This is a genomic window from Acinetobacter sp. H1(2024) (assembly GCF_046557555.1).
GTDB lineage: Bacteria > Pseudomonadota > Gammaproteobacteria > Pseudomonadales > Moraxellaceae > Acinetobacter > Acinetobacter seifertii.
Genome location: NZ_JBKGFO010000001.1, coordinates 755,064 through 778,120, shown reverse-complemented (window position 1 = coordinate 778,120; position 23,057 = coordinate 755,064). Strand labels below are relative to the sequence as shown.

General features: G+C 37.5%; 21 protein-coding genes. 17 read left to right on the top strand and 4 right to left on the bottom strand.

Translation table 11 applies throughout. From position 1 onward, the window contains the following. The first annotated feature begins 8 nt into the window (after nt 1–8). The 9 genes from tagF (at nt 9) to ACLCEG_RS03655 (ending at nt 9,817) form a co-directional block, all read left to right on the top strand. Complete coding sequence (gene tagF / locus ACLCEG_RS03695; protein WP_304400775.1) at nt 9–968, top strand: type VI secretion system-associated protein TagF; 960 nt, start codon at nt 9–11, stop codon at nt 966–968. 2 nt (nt 969–970) lie between these two features. Further along, complete coding sequence (locus ACLCEG_RS03690) at nt 971–1,738, top strand: OmpA family protein (RefSeq protein ID WP_022574836.1); 768 nt, start codon at nt 971–973, stop codon at nt 1,736–1,738. Nucleotides 1,739–1,754: 16 nt separating this feature from the next. After that, the gene (locus tag ACLCEG_RS03685) at nt 1,755–2,018 is read left to right on the top strand and encodes a PAAR domain-containing protein (RefSeq protein WP_002048345.1); all 264 of its coding nucleotides are present in this window, start codon (nt 1,755–1,757) and stop codon (nt 2,016–2,018) included. Between the two features lie 217 nt (nt 2,019–2,235). Beyond that, nucleotides 2,236–4,920, top strand: coding sequence for a type VI secretion system ATPase TssH (tssH, locus tag ACLCEG_RS03680; protein WP_410565919.1), 2,685 nt, complete (start codon nt 2,236–2,238; stop codon nt 4,918–4,920). Between the two features lie 21 nt (nt 4,921–4,941). Next, nucleotides 4,942–6,036, top strand: a complete 1,095-nt coding sequence (tssA, locus tag ACLCEG_RS03675; RefSeq protein WP_288100330.1) for a type VI secretion system protein TssA — start codon at nt 4,942–4,944, stop codon at nt 6,034–6,036. 16 nt (nt 6,037–6,052) lie between these two features. Beyond that, nucleotides 6,053–7,417 carry a type VI secretion system baseplate subunit TssK gene (gene tssK, locus ACLCEG_RS03670; RefSeq protein WP_410565914.1) on the top strand — a complete coding sequence of 455 codons (1,365 nt, stop codon included), beginning with the start codon at nt 6,053–6,055 and terminating at the stop codon, nt 7,415–7,417. Between the two features lie 17 nt (nt 7,418–7,434). Beyond that, complete coding sequence (gene icmH / locus ACLCEG_RS03665) at nt 7,435–8,241, top strand: type IVB secretion system protein IcmH/DotU (protein WP_191013003.1); 807 nt, start codon at nt 7,435–7,437, stop codon at nt 8,239–8,241. Between the two features lie 12 nt (nt 8,242–8,253). Then, the gene (locus tag ACLCEG_RS03660; RefSeq protein ID WP_410565911.1) at nt 8,254–8,856 is read left to right on the top strand and encodes a hypothetical protein; all 603 of its coding nucleotides are present in this window, start codon (nt 8,254–8,256) and stop codon (nt 8,854–8,856) included. 7 nt (nt 8,857–8,863) lie between these two features. Next, a complete protein-coding gene (locus ACLCEG_RS03655; protein ID WP_019457589.1) occupies nt 8,864–9,817 on the top strand; it encodes a M15 family metallopeptidase in 954 nt (317 codons plus the stop codon). A 4-nt stretch (nt 9,818–9,821) separates the two neighbouring features. On the opposite strand, the gene ACLCEG_RS03650 is transcribed toward ACLCEG_RS03655, so the two are convergent. Continuing rightward, entirely contained in the window at nt 9,822–10,673 is an 852-nt protein-coding gene (locus ACLCEG_RS03650; protein WP_410565908.1) for a LysR family transcriptional regulator, read from the bottom strand. Nucleotides 10,674–10,942: 269 nt separating this feature from the next. Between ACLCEG_RS03650 and ACLCEG_RS03645 the strand changes: the two genes are divergently transcribed. The 3 genes from ACLCEG_RS03645 to ACLCEG_RS03635 all read left to right on the top strand — a co-directional run bounded on the left by ACLCEG_RS03645 (nt 10,943) and on the right by ACLCEG_RS03635 (nt 13,894). Beyond that, nucleotides 10,943–11,425, top strand: coding sequence for a nucleoside deaminase (locus tag ACLCEG_RS03645; protein ID WP_100290374.1), 483 nt, complete (start codon nt 10,943–10,945; stop codon nt 11,423–11,425). Further along, nucleotides 11,425–12,606 carry a cyanate transporter gene (locus ACLCEG_RS03640; RefSeq protein ID WP_410565905.1) on the top strand — a complete coding sequence of 394 codons (1,182 nt, stop codon included), beginning with the start codon at nt 11,425–11,427 and terminating at the stop codon, nt 12,604–12,606. Before ACLCEG_RS03645 ends, ACLCEG_RS03640 begins: the two co-directional genes overlap by 1 nt. A gap of 130 nt (nt 12,607–12,736) precedes the next feature. Then, nucleotides 12,737–13,894 carry a winged helix-turn-helix domain-containing protein gene (locus tag ACLCEG_RS03635; protein WP_410565902.1) on the top strand — a complete coding sequence of 386 codons (1,158 nt, stop codon included), beginning with the start codon at nt 12,737–12,739 and terminating at the stop codon, nt 13,892–13,894. A gap of 67 nt (nt 13,895–13,961) precedes the next feature. On the opposite strand, the gene ACLCEG_RS03630 is transcribed toward ACLCEG_RS03635, so the two are convergent. Beyond that, the gene (locus tag ACLCEG_RS03630) at nt 13,962–14,417 is read right to left on the bottom strand and encodes a GNAT family N-acetyltransferase (RefSeq protein WP_410565899.1); all 456 of its coding nucleotides are present in this window, start codon (nt 14,415–14,417) and stop codon (nt 13,962–13,964) included. 112 nt (nt 14,418–14,529) lie between these two features. Here ACLCEG_RS03630 and ACLCEG_RS03625 point away from each other — a divergent pair, with 112 nt between their 5' ends. After that, entirely contained in the window at nt 14,530–16,005 is a 1,476-nt protein-coding gene (locus tag ACLCEG_RS03625; RefSeq protein ID WP_410565896.1) for a PLP-dependent aminotransferase family protein, read from the top strand. Nucleotides 16,006–16,298: 293 nt separating this feature from the next. Here the strand turns inward: ACLCEG_RS03625 and ACLCEG_RS03620 are convergent, their stop codons facing one another. After that, complete coding sequence (locus ACLCEG_RS03620; protein WP_079393655.1) at nt 16,299–16,958, bottom strand: epoxyqueuosine reductase QueH; 660 nt, start codon at nt 16,956–16,958, stop codon at nt 16,299–16,301. Between the two features lie 425 nt (nt 16,959–17,383). Between ACLCEG_RS03620 and ACLCEG_RS03615 the strand changes: the two genes are divergently transcribed. The 4 genes from ACLCEG_RS03615 (at nt 17,384) to ACLCEG_RS03600 (ending at nt 20,784) form a co-directional block, all read left to right on the top strand. Next, a complete protein-coding gene (locus tag ACLCEG_RS03615; protein ID WP_410565893.1) occupies nt 17,384–17,662 on the top strand; it encodes a hypothetical protein in 279 nt (92 codons plus the stop codon). Nucleotides 17,663–17,867: 205 nt separating this feature from the next. Then, nucleotides 17,868–18,320: a redox-sensitive transcriptional activator SoxR gene (gene soxR, locus ACLCEG_RS03610; protein WP_019457597.1), complete on the top strand. Its 453-nt coding sequence runs from the start codon at nt 17,868–17,870 to the stop codon at nt 18,318–18,320. A 158-nt stretch (nt 18,321–18,478) separates the two neighbouring features. Then, nucleotides 18,479–18,913, top strand: coding sequence for an I78 family peptidase inhibitor (locus ACLCEG_RS03605; RefSeq protein WP_410565890.1), 435 nt, complete (start codon nt 18,479–18,481; stop codon nt 18,911–18,913). 491 nt (nt 18,914–19,404) lie between these two features. Further along, nucleotides 19,405–20,784: an L-serine ammonia-lyase gene (locus ACLCEG_RS03600; protein WP_410565887.1), complete on the top strand. Its 1,380-nt coding sequence runs from the start codon at nt 19,405–19,407 to the stop codon at nt 20,782–20,784. Nucleotides 20,785–20,827: 43 nt separating this feature from the next. Here ACLCEG_RS03600 and paaZ read toward each other — a convergent pair whose 3' ends face one another. Then, on the bottom strand, nt 20,828–22,930 hold the full coding sequence (gene paaZ / locus ACLCEG_RS03595) for a phenylacetic acid degradation bifunctional protein PaaZ (RefSeq protein WP_410565884.1): 2,103 nt from the start codon (nt 22,928–22,930) through the stop codon (nt 20,828–20,830). Nucleotides 22,931–23,057 lie beyond the last annotated feature (127 nt).

Genomic DNA, 23,057 nt, shown 5'->3' with positions numbered 1-23,057 from the left:
GAGGTCTAATGCATACATTAAAAACAACTCCTCTGTATTATGGGAAGAGTCCGGCACGCGGTGATTTCTTAAAAACAAAGGGTCAATATGCCTTAATACAGGTGTTTGACCAGTGGATTACAGAAGCGCTGGAGTATGCAATGCAATCCACTACGTTCAAAGAGGCATATGGTACGTTGCCTCCATTGGACTTCTTTATTGCAAATCCACAAGAGAATATGTTTTTAGCTGCAAATTTACTGGCGAGCGAAGACAGTTCAGGCCGAGCTTTTCCAATGGTACTCAGTCATTTACTTGAGATTGATTTACCTTACGAAAATTTATTATATGCACCTTATAGTTATAAGCATGTTTTAGTCGATTTATTTCAAAATAATCGTGCTTTAAGAGGTATTAAAGATTCTGACTTATTATTTGGTAAGCTCAATCATTTACCAAATCAAATTCAAGTCTTATCTGAACGTGAATGTATCGGTTTTTATGAAAACCATACAATGCATTCATTTGCTCAATTAATGAAGCTGAGTATTTATGAATTAGCTCAAAGTATGATTGGGCTAGGATTATTACTGCAGCCAATTTTACAAAATGGAACTAGTCGCTTAAATAAAGTGCTGATTTTGCCGATTAACAATCCTGCTTACTGTTATGAAATAGCAGCATTCTGGGTCAGTATCATTTGTCGTTTTTTAAAACAACATAATACTGAAGTCTTGATTGGATTGTTACATCGAGAGCAGCCAGTATTATTCTTTGGTTTTCAGGGTGCGGATATTTTAGCTCTTAGCGATATTTTTACTCAGAATATGGATAGTAAACATTGGGTTTCTTTAATAGAAGCTCAATGGATTGATACTTATTTGGAACAAAATGCTGGTTTAGCTACGCTAGAACAATCTTTATGCCAACGCCAATTAAGTTTAAATCAAGGTTTAAAACTATTTAGACAGACTTTTTTGGGTGAATAACAATGAATCAAAAATATCAAATTAAACTTTCACAATTAATAAAAGGCTGTTTTATCTATGCGATTGCAAATTATGCTTTAGCACAGCCAATTGTTGTTGAAGGTGTCGTGCCAAATGAAGCGAGTAAACAGGCCATTTTAATGAAAATGCAGTCTGTTTATGGTGCAGACCAAGTGGTAGATAAAATACAAGTTCGACCAGTAGCAGCTCCAAATGGCTGGAGTGACTCTGTAACAAGAGTGATTACACCAGATCTTAAAAAAGTTTCTCAGGGTAAATTAAGCGTTAACGGTACGCGATTTGAACTGACTGGTAAAATGCTAAATCCTACAGAAATACAGCCAACTATTCAGATATTTCAAGGTTTAGTACAGCCACCATATCAATTATTTTCACAGCTTTCTGTAAATCAGGCAGAGCAGAAAGTCATTGATGATGCTTTAAAAAATCGAATTATTGAATTTGAATCTGGTAGTGCCGTGCTCACAGATGCTGGCCAAAAAATTCTAGATGAAATGGCGGTTGCTTTAAATAAAGTTGGCGGTAAAAAAGTCAAAATTGTAGGACATACCGATAGTTCTGGAGATGCGACTAAAAACTTAAAACTCAGTCAAGACCGTGCATTAGCAGTTAAAAATTATTTGGTGAGTAAAAACATTCCTGCTGATCATTTATCTGCAGAAGGATTAGGTTCGACTAAACCTGTAGCGGATAATACCTCTCCAGAAGGAAGAAAGAAAAACCGTCGAATTGAGTTCACCGTTTTATAAACATAAGGAGAAGAATATGGCTAGCCCTTATATTACGATTGGTTGCCCAACGACAGGTGGAGGGCAAGTCATTTCTGGTAATAGTGCATTTTTAATAGATGGAATTGCAATTGCGTGTGTAGGTGATAAAGCAACTTGCCCGGCGCATAAAACGGTTTCTACGATTGTTTCTGGAGATCCAAATATGCAGGTCATGGGAAAATCAGCAGCAAGAGTAAATGATTCATTATCTTGTGGTTGTAAATTATTACCGAAACAAAGTTTGGTTAATCAAGGATAGCAGAGGATATATCTTTTCACTTAAACTATTAACTTGAAAAGATATATATACTAATTAAATGTTCTTAATGGTATTAGATTTTTTATATAGAGATAAGAAATCGAACAAATCATATTAATGATTATGATGCTAGGTTATTTGTCGGATAAAGCTAAATTTTGGTAATATACGGGCATTATGATTTTAAGTATTAAATTATTTAAAAATATTGAGAGTAATGATGAGTAGTTTAAAAATTTTAATTACAAAACTTTCTACAGTTGCGCGCACTGCTTTAGAAAAATCAGCTAATGCTTGTGTTCTTCAGCAAAACTACGAAATTGAAATTGAACATTTATTTTTAGAGTTACTTAATCAGCCTTTAGAAAATGATTTAAAAATTTTATTAAAAAAATATAAAATCTCAGCTGATGCTTTAGCAGATGATTTAAAAGAGACAATCTCTCAATTACCAAAAGGGAATACACGTACTCCAATTTTTGCCAAATCAATTGTGCGTTTATTTGAGCAAGCTTGGTTACTGGCTTCAGCAGAACAAAACCCTGTCATTCGTAGTGGTCACTTATTGGTTGCATTATTAACTGCACCAGATTTATATCAAATCGCAACAAGAGCTTCGAGTTTATTTGATCTTTTACCTATAGATTCAATGAAACATAAGTTTCTTGAGATTTGTGAAAAGAGCGTAGAACAACAAGAAGAAACTAAAACCTCTTCACAAGAAGAAAATGAGCTAGAACAAGTCGCTACTCCAGCTGTAAAAACTCAAAAAACACCAGCTTTAGACCAATATACGATTAATTTAACTGAAAAAGCGAAGAATGGTGGAATTGATCCTGTTATTGGGCGTGAATTTGAAATTCGTTTAATGCTCGATATTTTAATGCGCAGACGCCAAAACAACCCGATCTTAACTGGTGAACCAGGTGTAGGTAAAACAGCTGTAGTTGAAGGGCTAGCTTTAAAAATTGCTCAAGGTTTAGTGCCTGAAGCTTTAAAAAATGTACATTTGCATGTTTTAGATATGGGCCTTTTACAAGCAGGTGCAAGTGTTAAAGGTGAGTTTGAAAACCGTTTAAAACAAGTGATTCAAGAAGTTCAGGCTTCGGCTCATCCTATTATTTTATTTATTGATGAAGCACACACACTTATTGGTGCAGGTGGCCAAGCAGGGCAAAATGATGCTGCTAACCTTTTAAAACCTGCTCTTGCACGTGGTGAGCTACGAACGATTGCTGCAACAACATGGGCTGAATATAAACAGTATTTTGAAAAAGATGCTGCCTTAAGCCGCCGTTTTCAGGTCGTAAAGGTTGAAGAGCCGACCGAAGAAGTTGCTGTTGATATGCTGCGTGCAATGATTCCAGTGATGCAAAAGCACTTTAATTTACAAATTGACGATGAAGCAATTATCACAGCTGTACATGCTTCTCATCGCTATATCAGTGGTCGTCAACTCCCGGATAAAGCAGTGAGTGTTCTTGATACTGCGGCAGCACGTGTAGCGTTGACCCAAAATGCACAGCCAGTCAAACTTGATCAATTGAAGGCACAAGAACATAACTTAAAGCTTGAGCAACAGATTTTGGAAAATGAACATCGTCAGATTCCAATACATCATGAACGATTAGAGAACCTGAAAAATCATTTAGAGTCTTTACAAAATGAGATTCAAGAGACTCAGGAACAATGGCAAAAAGAATTAGAAATAGTTCGTAAAATTCAGGAATTAGAAGCGCAGAGCCATTCTAATGAGTCTGAAGCCTACGATCAGATTAATTTGATGCGCAAAGACCTTGCTGATCTTCAAGGTCAACAGCCATTAGTTTTTGAGCGCGTAAATTCTCAAATTATTAATGAAATTATTTCTGATTGGACCGGTATTCCTGTTGGGAAAATGGTAAATGATGAAATTAAGCAAATTTTAACGCTTGAAGATAAATTGGGCGAGCGTGTAATGGGCCAAGATTATGCACTTACACAATTGGTTCAAGGTATTAAAACATCAAAAGCTAAACTAGAAGATCCGAATAAACCTCAAGGTGTATTCCTTTTAGTTGGACCTAGCGGGGTAGGTAAAACTGAAACTGCAATCACCTTAGCAAATGAGCTGTATGGCGGTGAGCAGCATTTAATCACAATTAATATGTCTGAATATCAAGAAGCGCATACGGTATCTTCACTTAAAGGTGCACCTCCAGGATATGTGGGCTATGGTCAAGGCGGTGTGCTAACCGAAGCAGTACGCCGTAATCCTTATAGTGTTGTACTACTCGACGAAATTGAAAAAGCACATAGTGATGTACAAGAACTGTTCTATCAAGTATTTGATAAAGGTACTTTAGAAGATGGTGAAGGTCGCGTTATTGATTTTAAAAACACGACCATTTTATTAACTTCAAATGCCGGTTCAAGTGCAATTATGCAGGCGTGTTTAAATCAGCCTGTTGAAGAATGGCCTACAGCAGAAGAATTAATCGAACACTTAAAACCAAGTTTATATAAACAATTTAAACCAGCCTTTTTAGGGCGTATGAGAGTTGTGCCATATTTCCCGTTGCATGACGATTTATTGGTTCGAATTATTAAACATAAATTGGGCAAAATTACCGCACGAATTGAAAAACAATATGGAACAGAAGTCCAATATTCAGATGACTTGGTTGAGTTGCTACTCAGCCGTTGTACTGAAGTGGATAGTGGCGCCCGTAATGTCGATAACATCTTAAATGCGACAGTTTTACCTGCTTTGGCAACTGAAATTTTGGTAGCGCTAGCAGATCAAAAATTGCCGAAAGTGATCATGATTGATGCGAAAGATGATGAAATCCAATATTTATTAGATCCAGTGGCGAAGCCTGCTAAAAAACGGACTAGTAAAAAGTTGAAATCAGAAGTTTAAAATTAATAGAGCCAAAATTAGATGAGTATTGATATTTCTGAACTGCTTAAACCCATTAATGACAGCTTACTTTGTGGAGAGGATTATTCATTTTCTAATGAATTTCACGAAATAAAGAAAGCAAGAACAGAGGACGATCTACTATTAGATCAGGGGGATTGGGTTGCTGAGCGGAAACAGGCAGACTGGGATTTTGTTGCAAAGAGCGTAAGCACTTTGCTCACAGAAAAAACCAAAGATATCCGTCTATTAACATGGTTAATAGAAGCCTGGACTCATCTACACGGCTTTGAAGGTATGGTAAAGGGTTTAACGTTAACCCATACCATGCTGAACCAGTACTGGCAGGATATTCATCCGATTATTGAAGATGATGATTTGGACCAACGCATTGGTTTATTACAAGGCTTAATTAATCAGTTGCCTGGTTTGTTGAAGAAAGTCTCTTTAACTAACACAGTGCCTTATTACAATTTGCTTGATTACGATAATTTTCTATATCACGAAAATATTCGTCGTAAGCAAACTGAAGATTACGACAGCCAATCAGGCCCATCTGAATTGGAACAATTTGATCAAGCGATCTTTAATACGTCTAAAACCTTTCAATATTCAAATTATCAAGAATTTACTTCAGTTTTAACTGAATGGAATGTCTTAAAGCAGACGCTTGATCATTTAATGGGATTGGATGCACCAAGTTTTGCTGCAATTGATTCTGCATTTGAAACAATTCACAGCACTTTACGCAAGATTTATAAAGCAGAGGCTTTTGGTGCTGGGCTTACCCAAACCCAAGAACAGGCCGCTGTGATCATAACTCCATCTATGGAAAATCAAGTGCCTGTACAAATCGTATCGGAGCAGCCTATGTTTCAGCCTCAAGCACAAACTCACTTGGCTAACCGTGAGCAAGCAATGAAAGTGCTACAAGAAATAGCCGATTATTTTCAGGCCAATGAGCCACATAGCCCTGTGAGTTATATGCTTCAAAAGACCATTAAATGGAGTCAAATGCCATTACATGAATGGTTGGCACAAGTCATTAAAGATGAAAATCCATTACAAATGGTTCAGGAAATGTTAGGTGTACAGCCTAAAAATGAATATGAATAAAGATTGGTAAAGACATATGTTTAAAGCTGAAAAAGTCCTGTGGGGCGAAGGTTTATTTTTAAGACCTCAACATTTCCAAATTCAAGATACCTATCATGAACAACGCTTAAATCACACCGTTCGCGCTGTTGTGCCATTTTCATATGGTGTTCAAAAACTTAGTTTTGATGAAGCACAGCTTAGTACACATATTCTTGCGCTTGAGTCAGTAGAAATGATTTGGCAAGACGGTGAAATATACCAAGCACCGGCTTATGACTTATTACCTGAACCAATTTTACTTGATGAGCTTAATTTGCGTGGTGAGATGGTCATTTATTTGGCATTACCATTATTACAAGCCAATAAGCAAAATTTAATTGATCAAAATCAATCACAGAAGGGGCGTTATCAATCACATTTGGTTGAGACACACGACCTTTTCACAAATGCGACAGAAGCTGATATCAGCTTATTACGTCGTCGAGCTGTGTTTAAATTATTAGATGCAAACAGCAATCCTGATCATAATCTGGATGGGTTCCTCTATTTGCCAATAGGTAAAATCAAACGTCAGAGTTCAGGTGCTTTTGAAATTGATCGCAAATTTATTCCACCTATTTTGCATGTCGATGCATCTGAGACATTGATTTCGAATTTAAAAAGAACATTGAATGTTATTAAGGCAAAAATTAAAACCATTCAAACCAACAACCGTGAAAATGAACAGAAATTAATTGAATTCCGTTCAGGTGATATCGTTTCGTTTTGGTTGGTCAATGCTTTAAATACTGCGCATGCTGGTCTGAACCATTTCTTACAATATCCGCAAATTCATCCAGAACGATTGTTTTTTGAATTATTGCGTTTAGCAGGCTCATTATTAACTTTTTCGACAGCTTATGAAGTCGATCAGTTACCTGCATATAAACATCACAATTTGCAAGAAAGCTTTACTCAGCTCGACACCATTTTGCGTGATTTATTAGACACCATTATTTCTAGTCGTTACATCAGTATTGCACTTAAAGAAATTCGACCTTCATATTGGGTGGGAAGTCTTGAGACAGATAAGATTACTCGTGACACTAGACTTTATATAGCCGTATCAAGTAGTGCAATGCAGACTCACGAGTTGATTCAGATTGTACCTCTACGATTTAAAATCGGTAGTACGCTGGATGTTGAGCAGCGTGTTGTTGCAGCATTGCCAGCGATTCCATTACACCACTTAATTCAAGTTCCAACGGCTATTCCGGTACGTTCTGGCGTGAGTTATTTCGAAATCGAACCGCATCATGAACTCTATCAGCGCATGCTAGATTCAGAGACGATTTGTATTTACGTTCCAGCGGGCTTCCAAGATATCAGTATTGAGCTGATTGCGGTCATGAACGCTTAAAGATAAAGGAGAGAAAAATGTCACAATCTACAGGTGCTCCTTCTTTATTTGATGACGGGCAAATCGGGACTGGAGGAAACAACAATAGCCAGTCCCAAGCAAAACTGCAGGCAATTAATTTGATTGATTTATTGCATGATGGTTTTTATTTAATCTTCTTGATTCGAAATCAGTATGTGCCAGTCGACCCACAACGGTTTCGTGAAAAAATTTTAGATTTGCTTAATCGTTTTGAACAACAAGCTAAAAAGTTGCAGTTTTCAGCAGATGATATTCATGATGCTAAATATGCATTTTGTGCCTTGATTGATGAAACAATCGTGACCCAACAAGACCCAAGCTACTTTAATTTGCAAAATGCTTGGTTGATTAGTCCGTTGCAATTGAGCTTATTTGGTTCTCAATTGGCGGGTTATCAGTTCTTCGAAATATTAGAACAATTGCGAAGCCGTGGAAAAGACCGTTTAGCTGCTCTTGAAGTATTTCATTACTGCCTATTATTAGGTTTTCAGGGTAAATATCGAATTGAGTCTATCGAAAGCTTAAATCATTTGGTTGCAAGAGTAGGCGACGAAATTGATTATTTAAAAGGTAAAAAAGTTGCTTTTTCGCCGTTCTCGGCAATTCCCGATCAAATACGAAATATTATTCATCGCGAATTACCTTTTTTCTGGATTTTGATTTTCTTGTTGATTTTTGCATTACTTACTTTCGCGGGTCTAAGATTTATGTTGAATAATCAAAATGATAAAGCATTATCTAGCTATCAAAATGTGATTTCTGCTCCACAAGAGCAGGCACATATTACAATTTATTTACCTTGATGATGGAACGAAATGGCTCAGGAAAAACCAACTTCTATTCGAGTTTTGCAATCGAATAAAAAAAAGTCGAGATCACCAGTAATCTATATCATCATTGGTATTATTGCAGGGGTGTTTGTAAGCATCTCACTGTTCCTGTTCTTGTCTCAACCGTATTCGTCAGATCCTACCACTGTTGAGAATAAATCAAATCAAGATCAAGAACGTGATCCAGTATTAATGACGAATTCTTCTACACATGAGCAAGCTACAAATAGTCAGCAAGAACAAACTGATCCAATGAGCCATGATGGTTTTGAACAACCTAAAGAAAATGAACTGAGTGGTATTTTTAAACCAGCTCCTCATAAAAATGTGGCTCCAACAACTCAGCAACGTGTTTCACCTTTTGATGCACAGTTAACAGGTGAACGGGTAACACCTAAGCAACAAGTTGTGGCTAAACCCACTCAACCCATACAGCCAGCTCAGCAAAAACCTATCTCTCAACCTAAGGTAGTTCAAGCTAAACCTGCTGAAGCTAAGCAAGCTCCAGCTGAGCCAGAAGCTGAGGTGGAATCACCAAAAGCATCGGTTGATATCAAAGTGACTCGCAGCCCGTTTGCGGTGAATTAGTAACTTCATGATGATTTTTCTAATTTTCTTTTGTTTTGCCTGCCTTGCTATAGGGCTGGCTTTTTTAATGTCTTACGAACTCAGAAGTAAGGGTAGAACATTTGTTCTATCTTTATTACCTCAAGGGCGTCGACAACTGAATCAGGTCAGGCAATTTGCCCAAACCATGAATCAGGCAGCTGCACCTGAAAAATTACAATCTCACTGGCATTTGCAGCAATGGTGGATTGTAATTGCAGGATTTTTCTTATTTGCCAGTATTTTAGTTTTTGCTTTTACTCGCCCAATTAGCTCAACTCGGATTGAAGCCGAATATTTGAAAAAAACTGACCCGCAAATTTATGCGTTATTAAATGGAGAAATCTTATCACCACCGCCTGAAGTCGATGAAGGTCTGATTGAAGCGGCAATTGTTGAAGCGACGCAATTAGAACAGCAATATGCTTCTCAAGACAGTGGTGCAATTAATTCTTCACCTATTGATAAAGCAAGTTTCGATGGTCGTGCAATTTTAGATACCAACATGGTCAATCGTAAGTGGGACAAAATGAACCCACGCTATAAGCAGCGCTTGCTTATGGTCTTTAAAATTATGAAAGAGCAATACGGTTATGAGTTAGTCTTGCTTGAAGGTTATCGCAGCCCAGGCCGCCAAAATATGTTGGCAGGCAACCCGAATACAACCAAGGCAAAAGGGTATCAGAGTTACCATCAATTTGGTTTAGCGGCGGATGTAGCATTTAAACGAAATGGTAAAGTTGTTATTTCTGAACGTGATCCATGGGCTATGCAGGGGTATCGACTGTATGGGCAAGTTGCAGAGTCAGTTGGACTGACATGGGGTGGTCGCTGGAAATCTATACAAGACTATGGTCATACGGAGTATAGAATGCCTGGTTTGAGGAAAACTCAAGAAATGGCGGAAAAATTAATTGCTGAAAGCTTAAATGAAATAAGTTAAAAGCTTAAGAGAGCGATTCGAAACGATCGTGTAATAAAGTAGTCATCTTATCAGCAAGCTGGGAAATCAACCCAGCTTTTTCCCATGTGTAAATTGAAACTACCATAGGTAAAGCATCGCCTAATGACCTATATTTACGTACACGACGACCTATAGTGGTACTTACAGGGAGTAAAGATATTCCCAAACCTGTTTCGACACTGACCAAAACACTTTCTAAACTACTGCCTGTAAAAGCAATATACCAACGTCTTCGTTCACGCTCTAAGGTTTCAAACATTTCGTCTCTATAAAGTCCTCCTTGGGGGAAAGTCACTAAACGAATTGGATCGGACATCGGTGTGGTGGTATTTTCACTTTCAAACCACGCCATTTCTTCTGGAAAAGATGCATAACAATCAGCACTAGCGGCTGGTTCTTTTACAATAATAATATCCAGCTCACCATTCCGATAACGCTCTGTTAGGTTACGGCTTAGGCCAGAAGTAACATCTAAACGAATAGACCGATGGGCTTGTGCGAACATGCCGAAAATTTCTGCCATAGCGGTACTCATCATATCTTCTGGTAAGCCAATTCGAATAGGAACACTACCTGCTGGATCTTTTAGAACGGCTTCTGCTTCTTGTTGAAGTGTCAAAATCCTTTGAGCATAACCAATTAAATATTCACCTGAGGCAGTCAATTGTAAAGGTCGTGATGTGCGATCAATAAGAGAATGACCAACAGATTCTTCAAGACGTGCTAACTGCTGACTAATCGTTGATTGTGTCAGGTGCAACTTATCAGCAGCGGCGGTAAAACTGCCACTTTCGAAAATAGTCACGAATGCACGAAGAAGACGAGGGTCAAACATAAGAATTATCACCAACTAGGCAAAGAGCGGAACGCTTAAGTATTTATAATCTTAATACAATCGATTAAATAATTTAATTTCCAAATACTTTTAAGCACGCTTATTCTAGTTCCAAATTGTTCTACTCTTAAAGTTTACTTAGATCTTTTCATACTTAAGTTTCTTATATGAATCAATCTGCTCGTTGTTACAGCAAGCTTGTTCAAGCGAATACCGTGAAATTGAAAAGTTACTTTTTTAGCAGGCGCAAAGTTGGTTGAGGATAACGGATGAAAGAAAATCAAATGTTTTTACGCCAAGCCATTGAACTTGCTTATCACAATATTGAAAAGGGGGGGAGACCATTTGGCGCAGTGATTGTAAAAGATGGCCAAGTGATTGCTTCGGGTGTAAATCAAATTTTGACGACTAATGATCCAACGGCTCACGCTGAATTACTCGCAATTCGTGCAGCTAGTCAAGTTTTAGGATCTGCTAACTTAGAAGGCTGCTCGGTGTATGCAAGTGGACATCCATGCCCGATGTGTATGGCTGCAATGCGTTTAGCAGGTATCAAAGCAGTTCACTATGCATATTCTAATGAAGACGGAACACCGTTTGGTTTATCTACAGCTGAAATATATGCTGATCTTGCAAAACCATTTACTGAGCAGACTATGAAAATTGAATATGTACCCGTTCGATTTGAAGACCGCACCGATCTTTATGTCCTTTGGCAAAATTATCAAACCAATAAGTCAGGCTCAGAGTAATGAAGCAGTCTGGAGCTTTATTGGCTAGGCCCATGCTCATCGTAACAGTCGCTTTGGTTGGACTTAATTTAAGACCTTTTATAACGAGTATTGGTCCATTAGTCTCTAGTATTCGGGCAGGAACTGGGTTAAGTCTACAAGGAATAGCTTTACTCACTTTATTACCCATGATGTTGATGGGAGTTATAGCCCTTGTCGGGCCAATCGTGCAGAGCGTGGTTGGGGAACGTAGCGTTGTTTTGGGCTCCTTACTGACTATTTTTATTGGATGCGTACTAAGATTTTTATTTCCTACTGCTGAGGGTTTAATTACCAGTGCAGTCGTGATTGGTTTGGGCGTCGCGCTGATACAAGCAGCTTTTCCTGGCATTATCAAAAGAGAGTTCAGCCAACATATTGGTCCGATGATGGGTCTTTATTCAGCCATGCTTATGGGCGGTGGCGCATTAGGCGCATGGTTAGCGCCTGTGGTCTCCAATATAACGGGTTTATGGTCTGTTGGACTGGCTTTCTTTGCTATACCAGCTGTATTGGCATTAATCTCAACATTTATTTTTTTACCCTCTATCGTAAGTTCGAATACACCTCCAGCACCTGTAAAGATGTTGCTTAAGAAACCAAGAACATGGTTATTAATGCTGTGCTTTGGGCTCGTTAATGGTGGCTATTCCTCGGTTGTTGCTTGGTTAGCACCTTCATTTCAAGATCATGGTTGGAGTAGTGGACAAAGTGGAAAATTGCTCGCTTTACTTGCTTTAAGCCAAGCAGCATCAGCATTAATTTTGCCTATTTTAGCTAGACAATATAAAGATCGCCGTCCATGGCTATGGTTTACTCTATTCATGCAATTTGCTGGTTTTTCTGGACTTGCATTTATGCCCGAGTTTGCAGCTATTTTATGGGCAATTTGTTTAGGCATTGGCTTGGGAGGCTGTTTTGCTTTAACACTTATTGTTGCACTCGACCATTTTGAAGAGCCTAGCCATGCAGGAGCTTTGTCTGCACTTATGCAAGGTGGTGGTTTTTTACTTGCGGCAATACCACCTTGGTTTGTAGCGGCATTACATGATTTTACAGGCGCTTATAAAGCGGGATGGATTTTTCATTTATGTTGTGTGCTGCTCGTGATGGCTTTAGTGGTAAGGCTGGCACCTGAAAGTTATAGTAAAATTCACCTATAAAATATGGTGTGATTAGAGAATATTACATACCTAAAGAAATGCTATTTGGCTACAAATAAGGTTAAAGAAGAGTGTTAGGATAATACTGAAATTTTTAGATTTTAAATGAATACAACAATATTTGGTTTTTATGACATCTTCATTGAAAAAAATTGCCTTACTCAAACAAGGCTTAGGAAAAAATAGTCTATTTGAGACAGGCATAGCTGGAACTTTACAGGCGATTGAGCATTTAGGATATGTGCAGATTGATACCATCTCTGTCGTTGAACGTGCTCATCACCATATATTGTGGAGCCGAGTGCCTGAGTATGATTTAAGCCATTTAAACAGTTTGGTTCGTGAACGTCAGATTTTTGAATATTGGTATCATGCGGCGTCTTATCTTCCTATGAAAGATTATCGCTATGCTTTGCCTGCCATGATGTCTGTTAAGAATGGAGAAAGCCGATATTTTAATAGAGGTGATCAACACCTGATGAATGAAATATTGGCGCGTGTTCGTGCCGAAGGTAAAATTCGGCTACGTGATATTGATAAGAAAAATAAAAAAAGTTTAGGGAATTGGTGGAATACAGGTCCGGGTCGCCGTGCTTTTCAGCAGTTATATATGCAGGGCGATCTGATGATCTGTGAGCGTAACGGCATGGAAAAAGTCTATGATTTGACTGAGCGTTGCTTGCCTGAAAATATTGATTTAAGAATGCCCTCACTTTACGAATATGCGCAGTATTTATTTAATAATACGCTTCGAGCACATGGGGCATTTACATGGAAACAATTAGTTCATTTAAAGAAAAATGATTTAAAAGAGGCTATGCGTATTGTGCTCAAAGAGCAGGTTGATGCTGGTGTTGTATCAGCGGTTAAACTTGCTGACGGTCAAACCCTGTATGTGGATGTAGCTGCAATAGAACAAAAAGTGGAGACTGATTTTGGTTTAAAAATACTTTCACCTTTTGATAACTCGCTTATTCATCGTGACCGCTTAACTTCTTTATTCGAGTTTGATTATCGGATCGAATGTTATGTACCAGCAGCCAAACGCGTATTTGGATATTTTTGTTTACCTATTCTTTACCAAGATAAGTTGGTCGGCCGAATCGACTGTAAAGCACATCGGAGTGTGAAAGAGTTAGAGGTAATTAGCTTACATTTAGAAAAAACAGTAAAAGATAAAGAGCATTTCTTTTTCGAGTTAGATCAAGAACTCAAACGCTTCGCAGCATTTAACCAATGTTTAACTGTGAATGACAAAGTAAGTCAGCTCATTCGCAGCAATAAGTAAATAAACACTATTTGGGATTTAAAAATAAAACACCAAAAGAATTATAGCTTTTGGTGTTTTTACTTTTTTAGGTTAAAGACATACGGTATTCAATAACACCGGGTTTTTGTGCAATCCAGTCATATAGTTTTTGAGCTGTATGATTGGTTTCTTGTGTATGCCAGTATAAACGGTCGCAGTTTTGTTCAATGGCTTGCTTCTGAACATATTCGATAAGTTCTTTACCAATATGTTGCCCACGGGCTTCAGGTGAAACATAGAGGTCTTCTAAATAGCAGTAATTATTCTCTGCCCATGTTGAGCGATGAATAACATAATGCACAATTCCTAAAACATGTTCGTCCTGTTTGGCAACGGCACAATACACAGGTTCTTTTTCATTAAAAAAACGATCCCAAGTTATTTTTGTGACCTGAAGAGGCAAACTAACTTGGTAAAAATTTTGATAGGCAAGCCAATATTTTTCCCACTGTGAATAGTCTTGTTGCTGAACAGGGACAATTTGAATATCTTGATTTTGCATAAAAACACACTCTATTTTTAAAGTAATGAAAAATTGACAACTGAAGTGTAGTTTTGAAAGTGGTATTTTTATAAGGTACACTTTTGATATTTTTTACAGTACCAGTTTTGTTATGGCTGCTTCAATTTCTGCGCCTTTTCCTCATTTGATTTTGCCAAAGGGTCAGATTAAAAACGGACTATATTCAGCTCTACGTGATGCTATTTTAGATGGAAGGCTCACTGCCGGAACAAAATTACCCTCAAGTCGTGCTTTAGCAGACATGATGTCGATTTCACGAAATTCTGTATTAGCTGCACTTGAACGGTTACTCGACGAAGGATATTTATTTACTAAACCGAGTTCAGGGACTTACGTTGCCGAGGTTGTACCAGATCAACTCATACATATCCAAGAAAGTTCAAAAAAAACGACAACAAGTAAGCCTCATACCTTAAATATTAATCCCAATATAGAAGCATTATTGGCTTCATGGCGAGAGCAGTCGTCGTCAAGTCAAAAGAAAAAAATGTTCCATGTGGGAGTGGGCTGTGTTGACTTGTTTCCGCATCAGCTTTGGGGGAAGCTATTAACTCAAGCTTGGCGACAATCTTATTATCAATTGGGTCAATTTCATGACCCTCGCGGTTATTTACCACTGCGTCAGGCAATTTGCGAATATGTGCGTTCAACCCGTGGGCTGAATTGTAATGAACAGCAAATCATAATTGTAAATGGGACTCAGCAGGCTATTCATTTGAGTGCCTATGCCTTACTTCAAGCAAATGATGAAGTGTGCCTAGATGAGCCGGGTTATGATGCAGCCTTTAATATTTTTCGAAGTTTTGGGGCTAAGGTCAATTTAATCGAGAGTGATGAAGAGGGGATGCAAGTCTCTGACATTACAGAGCATTATTTAAAAAGCAAACTTGTTTACACTGCGCCATCGCATCAGTTTCCTTTAGGTGGAACTTTAAGTTTGACTCGCCGTTTTGCATTATTAGATTGGGCGAATAAAGCAGAAAAATGGATTTTTGAAGATGACTATAATAGTGAATTCCGCTATGGCACTCACCCCATCCAAGCTCTACAAGGTTTGGATCAGCAGCAACGTGTTATTTACTCTGGTACTTTTACCAAGATGATGTTTCCTGAGTTTCGCTTAGGTTTCATGGTCGTACCTGAGGCATTAATTGAAACCTTTAGTGCTGCTAAATATTATACTGACGTGCGAAGTTCATATTTAGAACAAGTTGCTTTAGCGCTATTTATACAACAAGGTCACTATGCTAGGCATGTGCGAAAAGTTCGAAAAGCGTGCTATGAACGCCAGCAGACACTAATTAAAGCAATTAATGAGTACCTTACAGACATACTTGATGTTCAGCCCACAGACTCAGGCATTCATCTTATATGCTGGTTAAAAGGCGCATGGACTGAGCAAGAATTTATTACTCATTGTTCGACTTTGGGTTTGGCGGTTCAGCCTCTATCCCGATATTGTCAACGAACACCGAAAAAGGCTGCTGTTTTATTAGGCTATGCTGCGCATCAACCTGAGGAAATTATAGAAAATATTAAGAAATTGGCTTTAATTTTAGGCAAATAAAATAGCGAGTTTTTTAAACTATATATGAAAGATTGGTTAATTTTACTTTTTAATAAATAAAGTAAATTATTCAGTAAAATTTAATAATTTTATGAAATTTAACTAAATAGCGAAAATATTTTAAATTTAAAATAATATTAATCTTATTTTAAGCTAACTTTATTATTCTAAAAACATCAAAGCTCATCTAAGTACACCTTTTAGCCACATTCTCCAGATGTGGCTCTTTTTATGGGAAATTTAAAAGTTTAACAAAATAAATAAACTAACAAGATTAAATATATAGAATAGTTTTAATCTTCTTCCATAGCATTACTATAAAACTTAACGCCTAGTTTAATACGATCTCGGCCATTACTCATACGCCAGCGATTTGTATCACGTAAAGAATATACACAACCACAATATTCTTGTTGGTAGAATTCTTCACGTTTGCTAATTTCGATCATGCGACTAGAGCCACCATTCTTTCGCCAGTTATAGTCCCAGTATTGAATTTCAGGATAGTGTGCAGCAGCACGAATCCCACAATCATTGATTTGCGTCATATTTTTCCATCTTGAAATCCCTAATGAGCTACTGATTAAGCTAAACCCATGTTCATAAGCGTATAAGGCAGTGCGTTCAAAACGCATATCAAAACACATGGTACATCGGATACCGCGTTCAGGTTCATTTTCCATACCTTTGGCACGCGCAAACCAGTTGTCTGTATCATAATCTGCATCAATAAATGGAATATTATGTTTTTCTGCAAATCTAATATTTTCTTCTTTACGAATAAGATATTCTTTTATTGGATGAATATTAGGATTGTAAAAGAATATAGAAAAATTTATTTCGGATTCAATTAATGCTTCCATTACTTCACCTGAGCAAGGCGCACAGCATGAATGAAGTAATAGTTTATTATGTCCTAATGGGAGCTCGATTTTTTGACGTTGAATGGTCATAATTTAAAAATTAACTTATGTTTCTATATATTTTAAGTTTTTTAAAATCATATTGGAATGAATTTTTTTCAATTTAAGATGAAAATTTTTATTTTTTTATTTTGTAATATTAATTTGGATTAAATAAAATTCAACGCTATTAATATAATAAATATATTATATTAACCTAATATCAATGAGGTGATTTTTAATTTTATAGCAAGAAAAATTATGGGTCACTAGAAATGATGATAATTCTACATTGCTGTAACTATTTGTCTTTTAGGTATTTATTTTTCATATTTTGATTGGAAATTAGTGTGATGGGTGTCACAAATAAGTATTATTTTTTAAAATTCAATTATTTTTTAGATTTATGTTTTTAATAATTTTATAATATAACAGCTATTATGTTTTTCTAATTTGAGTATGTGATATTTTAAGATATGGACGATTGGCAATGTAAGTATTGTAATGGTTACATTATGGTTAATCATTCAAAGATAGGAGTAGGAGAAAAAGTTTACTTTTTGGTATATAAATTCGATGCAAAAAATGAAAGAAAAAAATTATATAAAAAAGGAATAGTGATTGCTCGTTGCGATAATATTTTACATATCGAATCAAGAAAAAAGACATATAAAATTGAAGAAGCTAAAGTCTATCCATTAGGTGCTCCTATGCCATTTGTTTACAACATGTTTTGGATATGTGGCTGTGAATGAAGGCAATAGCATTTTATAAGGTCTAATAAAATTTAACTTCAAAACATTGTCTGTTTTTTATGAATTATTGAGTGCTAAATACTTTTACTAAATTTTAGTTGTTATAAACAATCCTCATAAATGAATGATTAAAATTTATATTTCTCATTTGACAAAGTTTTCTCATGCTTTTATAAAACCTCAACTAAACTTGAGATTAATAAAAATGACTGAAACGAATCAGAGCCGTTTGTTGACTGTAGGTGAAGTTGCAAAGCGTAGTGGCGTTGCTGTTTCAACACTTCATTTTTATGAATCAAAAGGTTTAATTAAAAGTATTAGGACCAATGGAAATCAACGTCGTTTTACTTTAGTGGTTTTGCGTTACATAGCGATCATTAAAATTGCGCAAACTGTGGGTATTCCACTAGAAGAAATTAAACAAGCTTTAAGCAAGTACCCAATGGGATCTAAATTAACTGCACAGCAATGGAAAGAGTTATCTCTCGACTGGCGGAAAAATTTGGATGAGCGTATTCAAAAGCTTACGCGGCTGCGAGATGAGATGGATTGGTGTATTGGATGTGGATGCCTCTCTCTAGAGCAGTGCCCATTAAGAAATCCAGATGATAAACTAGGACAAGAAGGCTCTGGACCACGTATTTTAGAAAGACCATAAATCTTGATTTTAGGCTTTAAATCTTGATTATAATTTACCGATCGGAATAACTTAATGTGTTGTAAGCCGCTATCTATAAAGGTTTTTTATTGTAAATAAGTCATATAAAAGATGAATTTTTTTGATATCTTTAGCTTTTTTAGTAAGAAGTAAAATTTATGAAAAAAACTATCTTTCTTGGATTAGCGCTTGTTTCATTAACGGCTTGCTCAGCAGTACAACATAAAGACTCAACTCCACCAAAAATTGGTTCACCAAATCCAGCAAGCAAATATTGTGTTGAGCAAGGTGGAAAATTAGAAATTAGAAATGAAGCAAATGGTCAGGTTGGTTACTGTCATTTGCCAAATGGTCAAGTGGTCGAAGAGTGGAAATTATTCCGCGATAACCAAGCTAACTGTGTAGCTGAAGAAGCTCAAAAATTAGTTGGTCAGTCTGGCTTATCTGATGACCAAATCAAACAAAAAACCAAGTCAGAAATTGTACGTAGAGTCGCTCCAGGTCAGCCAATGACAATGGATTATCGTACAAACCGTGTCACTGTTACCATTGATCCAGCAACTAAAAAAATTACTAACGCGAACTGTGGTTAATTTTTTTAATTAAAAATTGATTTAAGACCGAATAAGAAAGCCTGTCAAAAGATGGGCTTTTATTATTTTTCAGCTATTCAAAAAAAAGCCCCTAGCGGACTAGAGGCAGAAAAACTTCAGATACAAGAACAGGTGAATTATGCATCTGAGTTAAGTAGGTTGTATCAAACCATGTAAAGCACTTTACCAGTAAAAATGAGTAAAAATAGGGGCGTGCGACTAATGGCTAATATGTGCTGTTTATTATTTATACAAATTGATGTATTAAATTAATTTAAGAATCATTTTAAACATCTACTAAAAAATAGAAGTCTTAAAATTTATGACTATGGACTCATGAACTTAGGGCCATTATTCAACCGTTGTCTTTTTGTGCGACTACCCAAGAGTTATTCGTGATTTGTGCTTAGCTTAATGATAATTTTAGAGCTATCCGAAAGGACACAATAATGACGAACATACGAATAATAATGAATCTAAGGTAGGACCCAGTGTTTATTAGTGTATTTGATCTTTTTAAAATTGGCATCGGTCCATCTAGCTCCCATACAGTTGGACCCATGCGAGCGGCATACAGTTTTGTGGATGATTTATTGAAGCAAAACGATTTACAAGCAACGGTTAAAGTTCAGGTGAAGTTATACGGTTCTCTGTCGGCAACTGGTGTCGGTCATGCGACAGATAAAGCTGTTCTGTTAGGCTTCATGGGCTTTGACTCTGAACATATCGATACCCAAGTCAGTACAAGCTTGATTGAAGATGTTCTTGAAAATAAATCCATCCAGCTTAATCAGCAAAAGACTATTTCTTTTGACTATAAGCATGATGTGCTTTTTTTAGATGAATCTTTGCCTTATCACCCCAATGCAATGGAACTGATTGCCTATAACGAGGCTCAAGAAATTTTATATGCAGAAACTTACTATTCGGTTGGTGGTGGCTTCATTGTTAGTCAAAGACAATTAACACATACCCAGACTGAAACCAATGACGTTAAGGTTCCCTATCCATTTCACAGTGCGGCTGAACTTTTAAGCTTATGTAAGGCTCATCATTTATCGGTGAGTGAGTTAATGCTTGAAAATGAAAAAAGCTGGCGTAGTGAGGCTGAGATTCGCAGCAAGATTATGGAAATCTGGAAAGTGATGCAGCAGTGCATTCACAACGGATTAATTAATGAAGGCATATTACCGGGCGGATTAAATGTAAAACGTCGGGCTAAAAAAATTCACGATAAGTTATTAAATAAGAAAAACTCAAACCTGATTGTGACGACTTTTCATGCCATGGAATGGGTCAATTTATTTGCCTTAGCGGTAAATGAAGAAAATGCCGCTGGCGGCCGAGTAGTGACGGCACCTACAAATGGAGCAGCAGGGATTATTCCGGCAGTTTTATATTACTACGTGACTTTCTCTAAAGATTTTTCTGAAGATAAAGTGGTTCGCTTTTTTCTAAGTGCGGCAGCCGTCGGCATTTTATGTAAACTCAATGCTTCTATTTCTGGTGCAGAAGTAGGGTGTCAGGGTGAAGTCGGCTCGGCGTGTGCGATGGCTTCGGCAGGTTTAGCCGAGATTTTAGGTGGTTCACCTGAGCAAGTGGAGCATGCGGCTGAAATTGGGCTTGAACATAATTTAGGTTTAACGTGTGACCCGATTGGTGGTTTGGTTCAGGTGCCTTGTATTGAACGAAATGCAATTGCCGCTGTAAAAGCCATTAACGCAGCCCAAATGGCACTTCATGATGACGATGAACACTTTGTCACCCTAGATAAAGTGATTCAGACTATGAAGGAAACAGGCAAAGATATGTCTGAGAAATATAAAGAGACTTCAAAAGGTGGTCTCGCTGTTAACGCCATTGAGTGCTAAAAAAATGAGATGGGGACGAGGTGACCCCATCTCAATTTAAACATTAAGCCTCGCGAGCAACTAAAGTTAAAATGTCGTAAGTTGCGACAAGTTCACCACGTTGGTTTTTGACTTTAATATCCCATACCACAACGCCATGCGCAGGCTGAGATGGGGCTTTTTGTGGTTTAGGTGTTTTTTGCTTACAGGTCAGTTCAACCTGAATGGAGTCACCGATTTTAACCGGTTCAACAAAGCGTAAATTGTCCATACCATAATTGGCAATCACAGGACCTTGTGCTGCATCTACAAATAGACCTGCTGCGGCAGACACAATAAAGTAACCGTGTGCAACGCGTTCACCAAAGAAAGACTCGGCCGCGGCGATTTTGTCGGTATGCGCATAGAAATAGTCACCGCTTAAACACGCGAAATTGACAATATCTGCTTCTGTTACTGTACGGCGCGCTGTTAATAAACGTTCACCAATTACTAACTCATCAAAAGACTTTTTAAATGGATGTACACGGTCTTCATTAACTTTTGAGCCAGCAGTCCATGAGTGGGTAATTTGCGTCAAGCTATTTGGAGAACCCTGAATTGCAGTGCGCTGCATGTAGTGTTTAACTGCACGAATACCACCTAACTCTTCACCGCCACCTGCACGACCAGGTCCGCCGTGTACTAAATGTGGAAGTGGAGAACCATGTCCTGTACTTTCTTTTGCCGATTCTGCATCAAGTACATGGACACGGCCATGCCAAGGCGCAATTTTTTGAATAATCTGTTCAATATTCTCATCGTTACTTTTGACGACTGAAGCCACTAAGCTACCTTCACCACGTGAAACAAGATCAGCTAGTTCTTCAATGTTGCTATATGGCATGAGGGTACATACAGGGCCGAAAGCTTCTGTGGTATGCACATGTGTCGCTTGTAAAGGTTGTTCGCAGAGCAATAAAGTTGGAGCGAAAAAAGCACCTTTTTCAGGATGATCTGCATTAAATGTAAAGCTATCGTTGCCACCAAAAACAATTTTTGCGTCTTTGCTGAGTTCGGCAACTTTTTCTGCAACGTCATGTTTTTGTTTAATGCTCGCTAAAGCTCCCATGGTGGTTTCTTCTTTTTGAGGATCACCCACCACAACTTTAGCAAGTTTGGCAGTTAGCTTCTCTTGCACAGTCGCTAACAAATTTGCAGGAACGAAAGCACGACGAATTGCAGTACATTTTTGGCCTGCTTTGGTGATCATTTCACGGAAGACTTCACGCACAAATAAATCGACAGTTTCTTCAGTTGCCTCAGGGCTTAAAATTGCGCTGTTTACCGAGTCGGCTTCCATGCTAAATGGAATCGAATATTTATTGAGGTGAGGGTGGTTACGTAGTTTTTGACCTGTGTAGGCAGAACCTGTAAAAGTCACGCAGTCTTGTGGACCTAACTGTTCTAACAGATCATAGGTCTGACCGCAAATGAGTTGTAGTGCGCCTTTTGGTAAGACATGTGTTTCTTCAATGGCTTTTACAACTGCTTGAGTTAATTGGGCACCATCGGTTGCTGGTTTCACAATACATGGCACGCCTGCAAGTAGAGTCGGTGCAATCTTTTCAAGCATTCCCCAAATTGGGAAGTTAAAAGCATTAATGTGAACAGCAACACCCGCTTTAGGGCTTAAAATGTGTTTAGCACCAAAAGTTCCATTTTTAGAGAGTTGAATCCAGCTATCTTCAGTAATAATTTTTTCGTCATTGAGTTCACGGCGAACCAGACTTGAATAAGCAAATAAGGTCTGGATCCCGCCTTCAATATCAATCCATGCATCTTTACGAGTCGCACCCGTTGCATAAGCAAGTTTGTAGAAGTCTTCCTTGCGTTCAAGTAAATGCTGGGCAATTTGTTTTAATGAATTGGCACGTTGGTGAAATGTCCAGTTTGCCAGTTCTGAACCATTTTGTTTGGCATATTGAACAACACGTTTCATATCTATGCCATGACTACTTACGGCATAAATCGATTCACCTGTAATGGCATGATAAACAGGGCGTAGTTCTTCGTCAGACGAATGCCATGTTCCATAGACATAAGAAGCCAGATGAGGCAGTTGATGCTCAGGCTGCTGAAAATCTGTGTCAGTTGAGGTTCCTTCTAGGTGTGCTTGTTCAAGCATGACCAAACTCCTTTTTTATTTGATACATCAATTATAAAAATTGCAAAAATATGATTCATAATTTCAGGTTAATTTGTATAAAAGTCAACTTTATTTTGATTTTTAAAAGTAAAAAAGTTTTTTACAT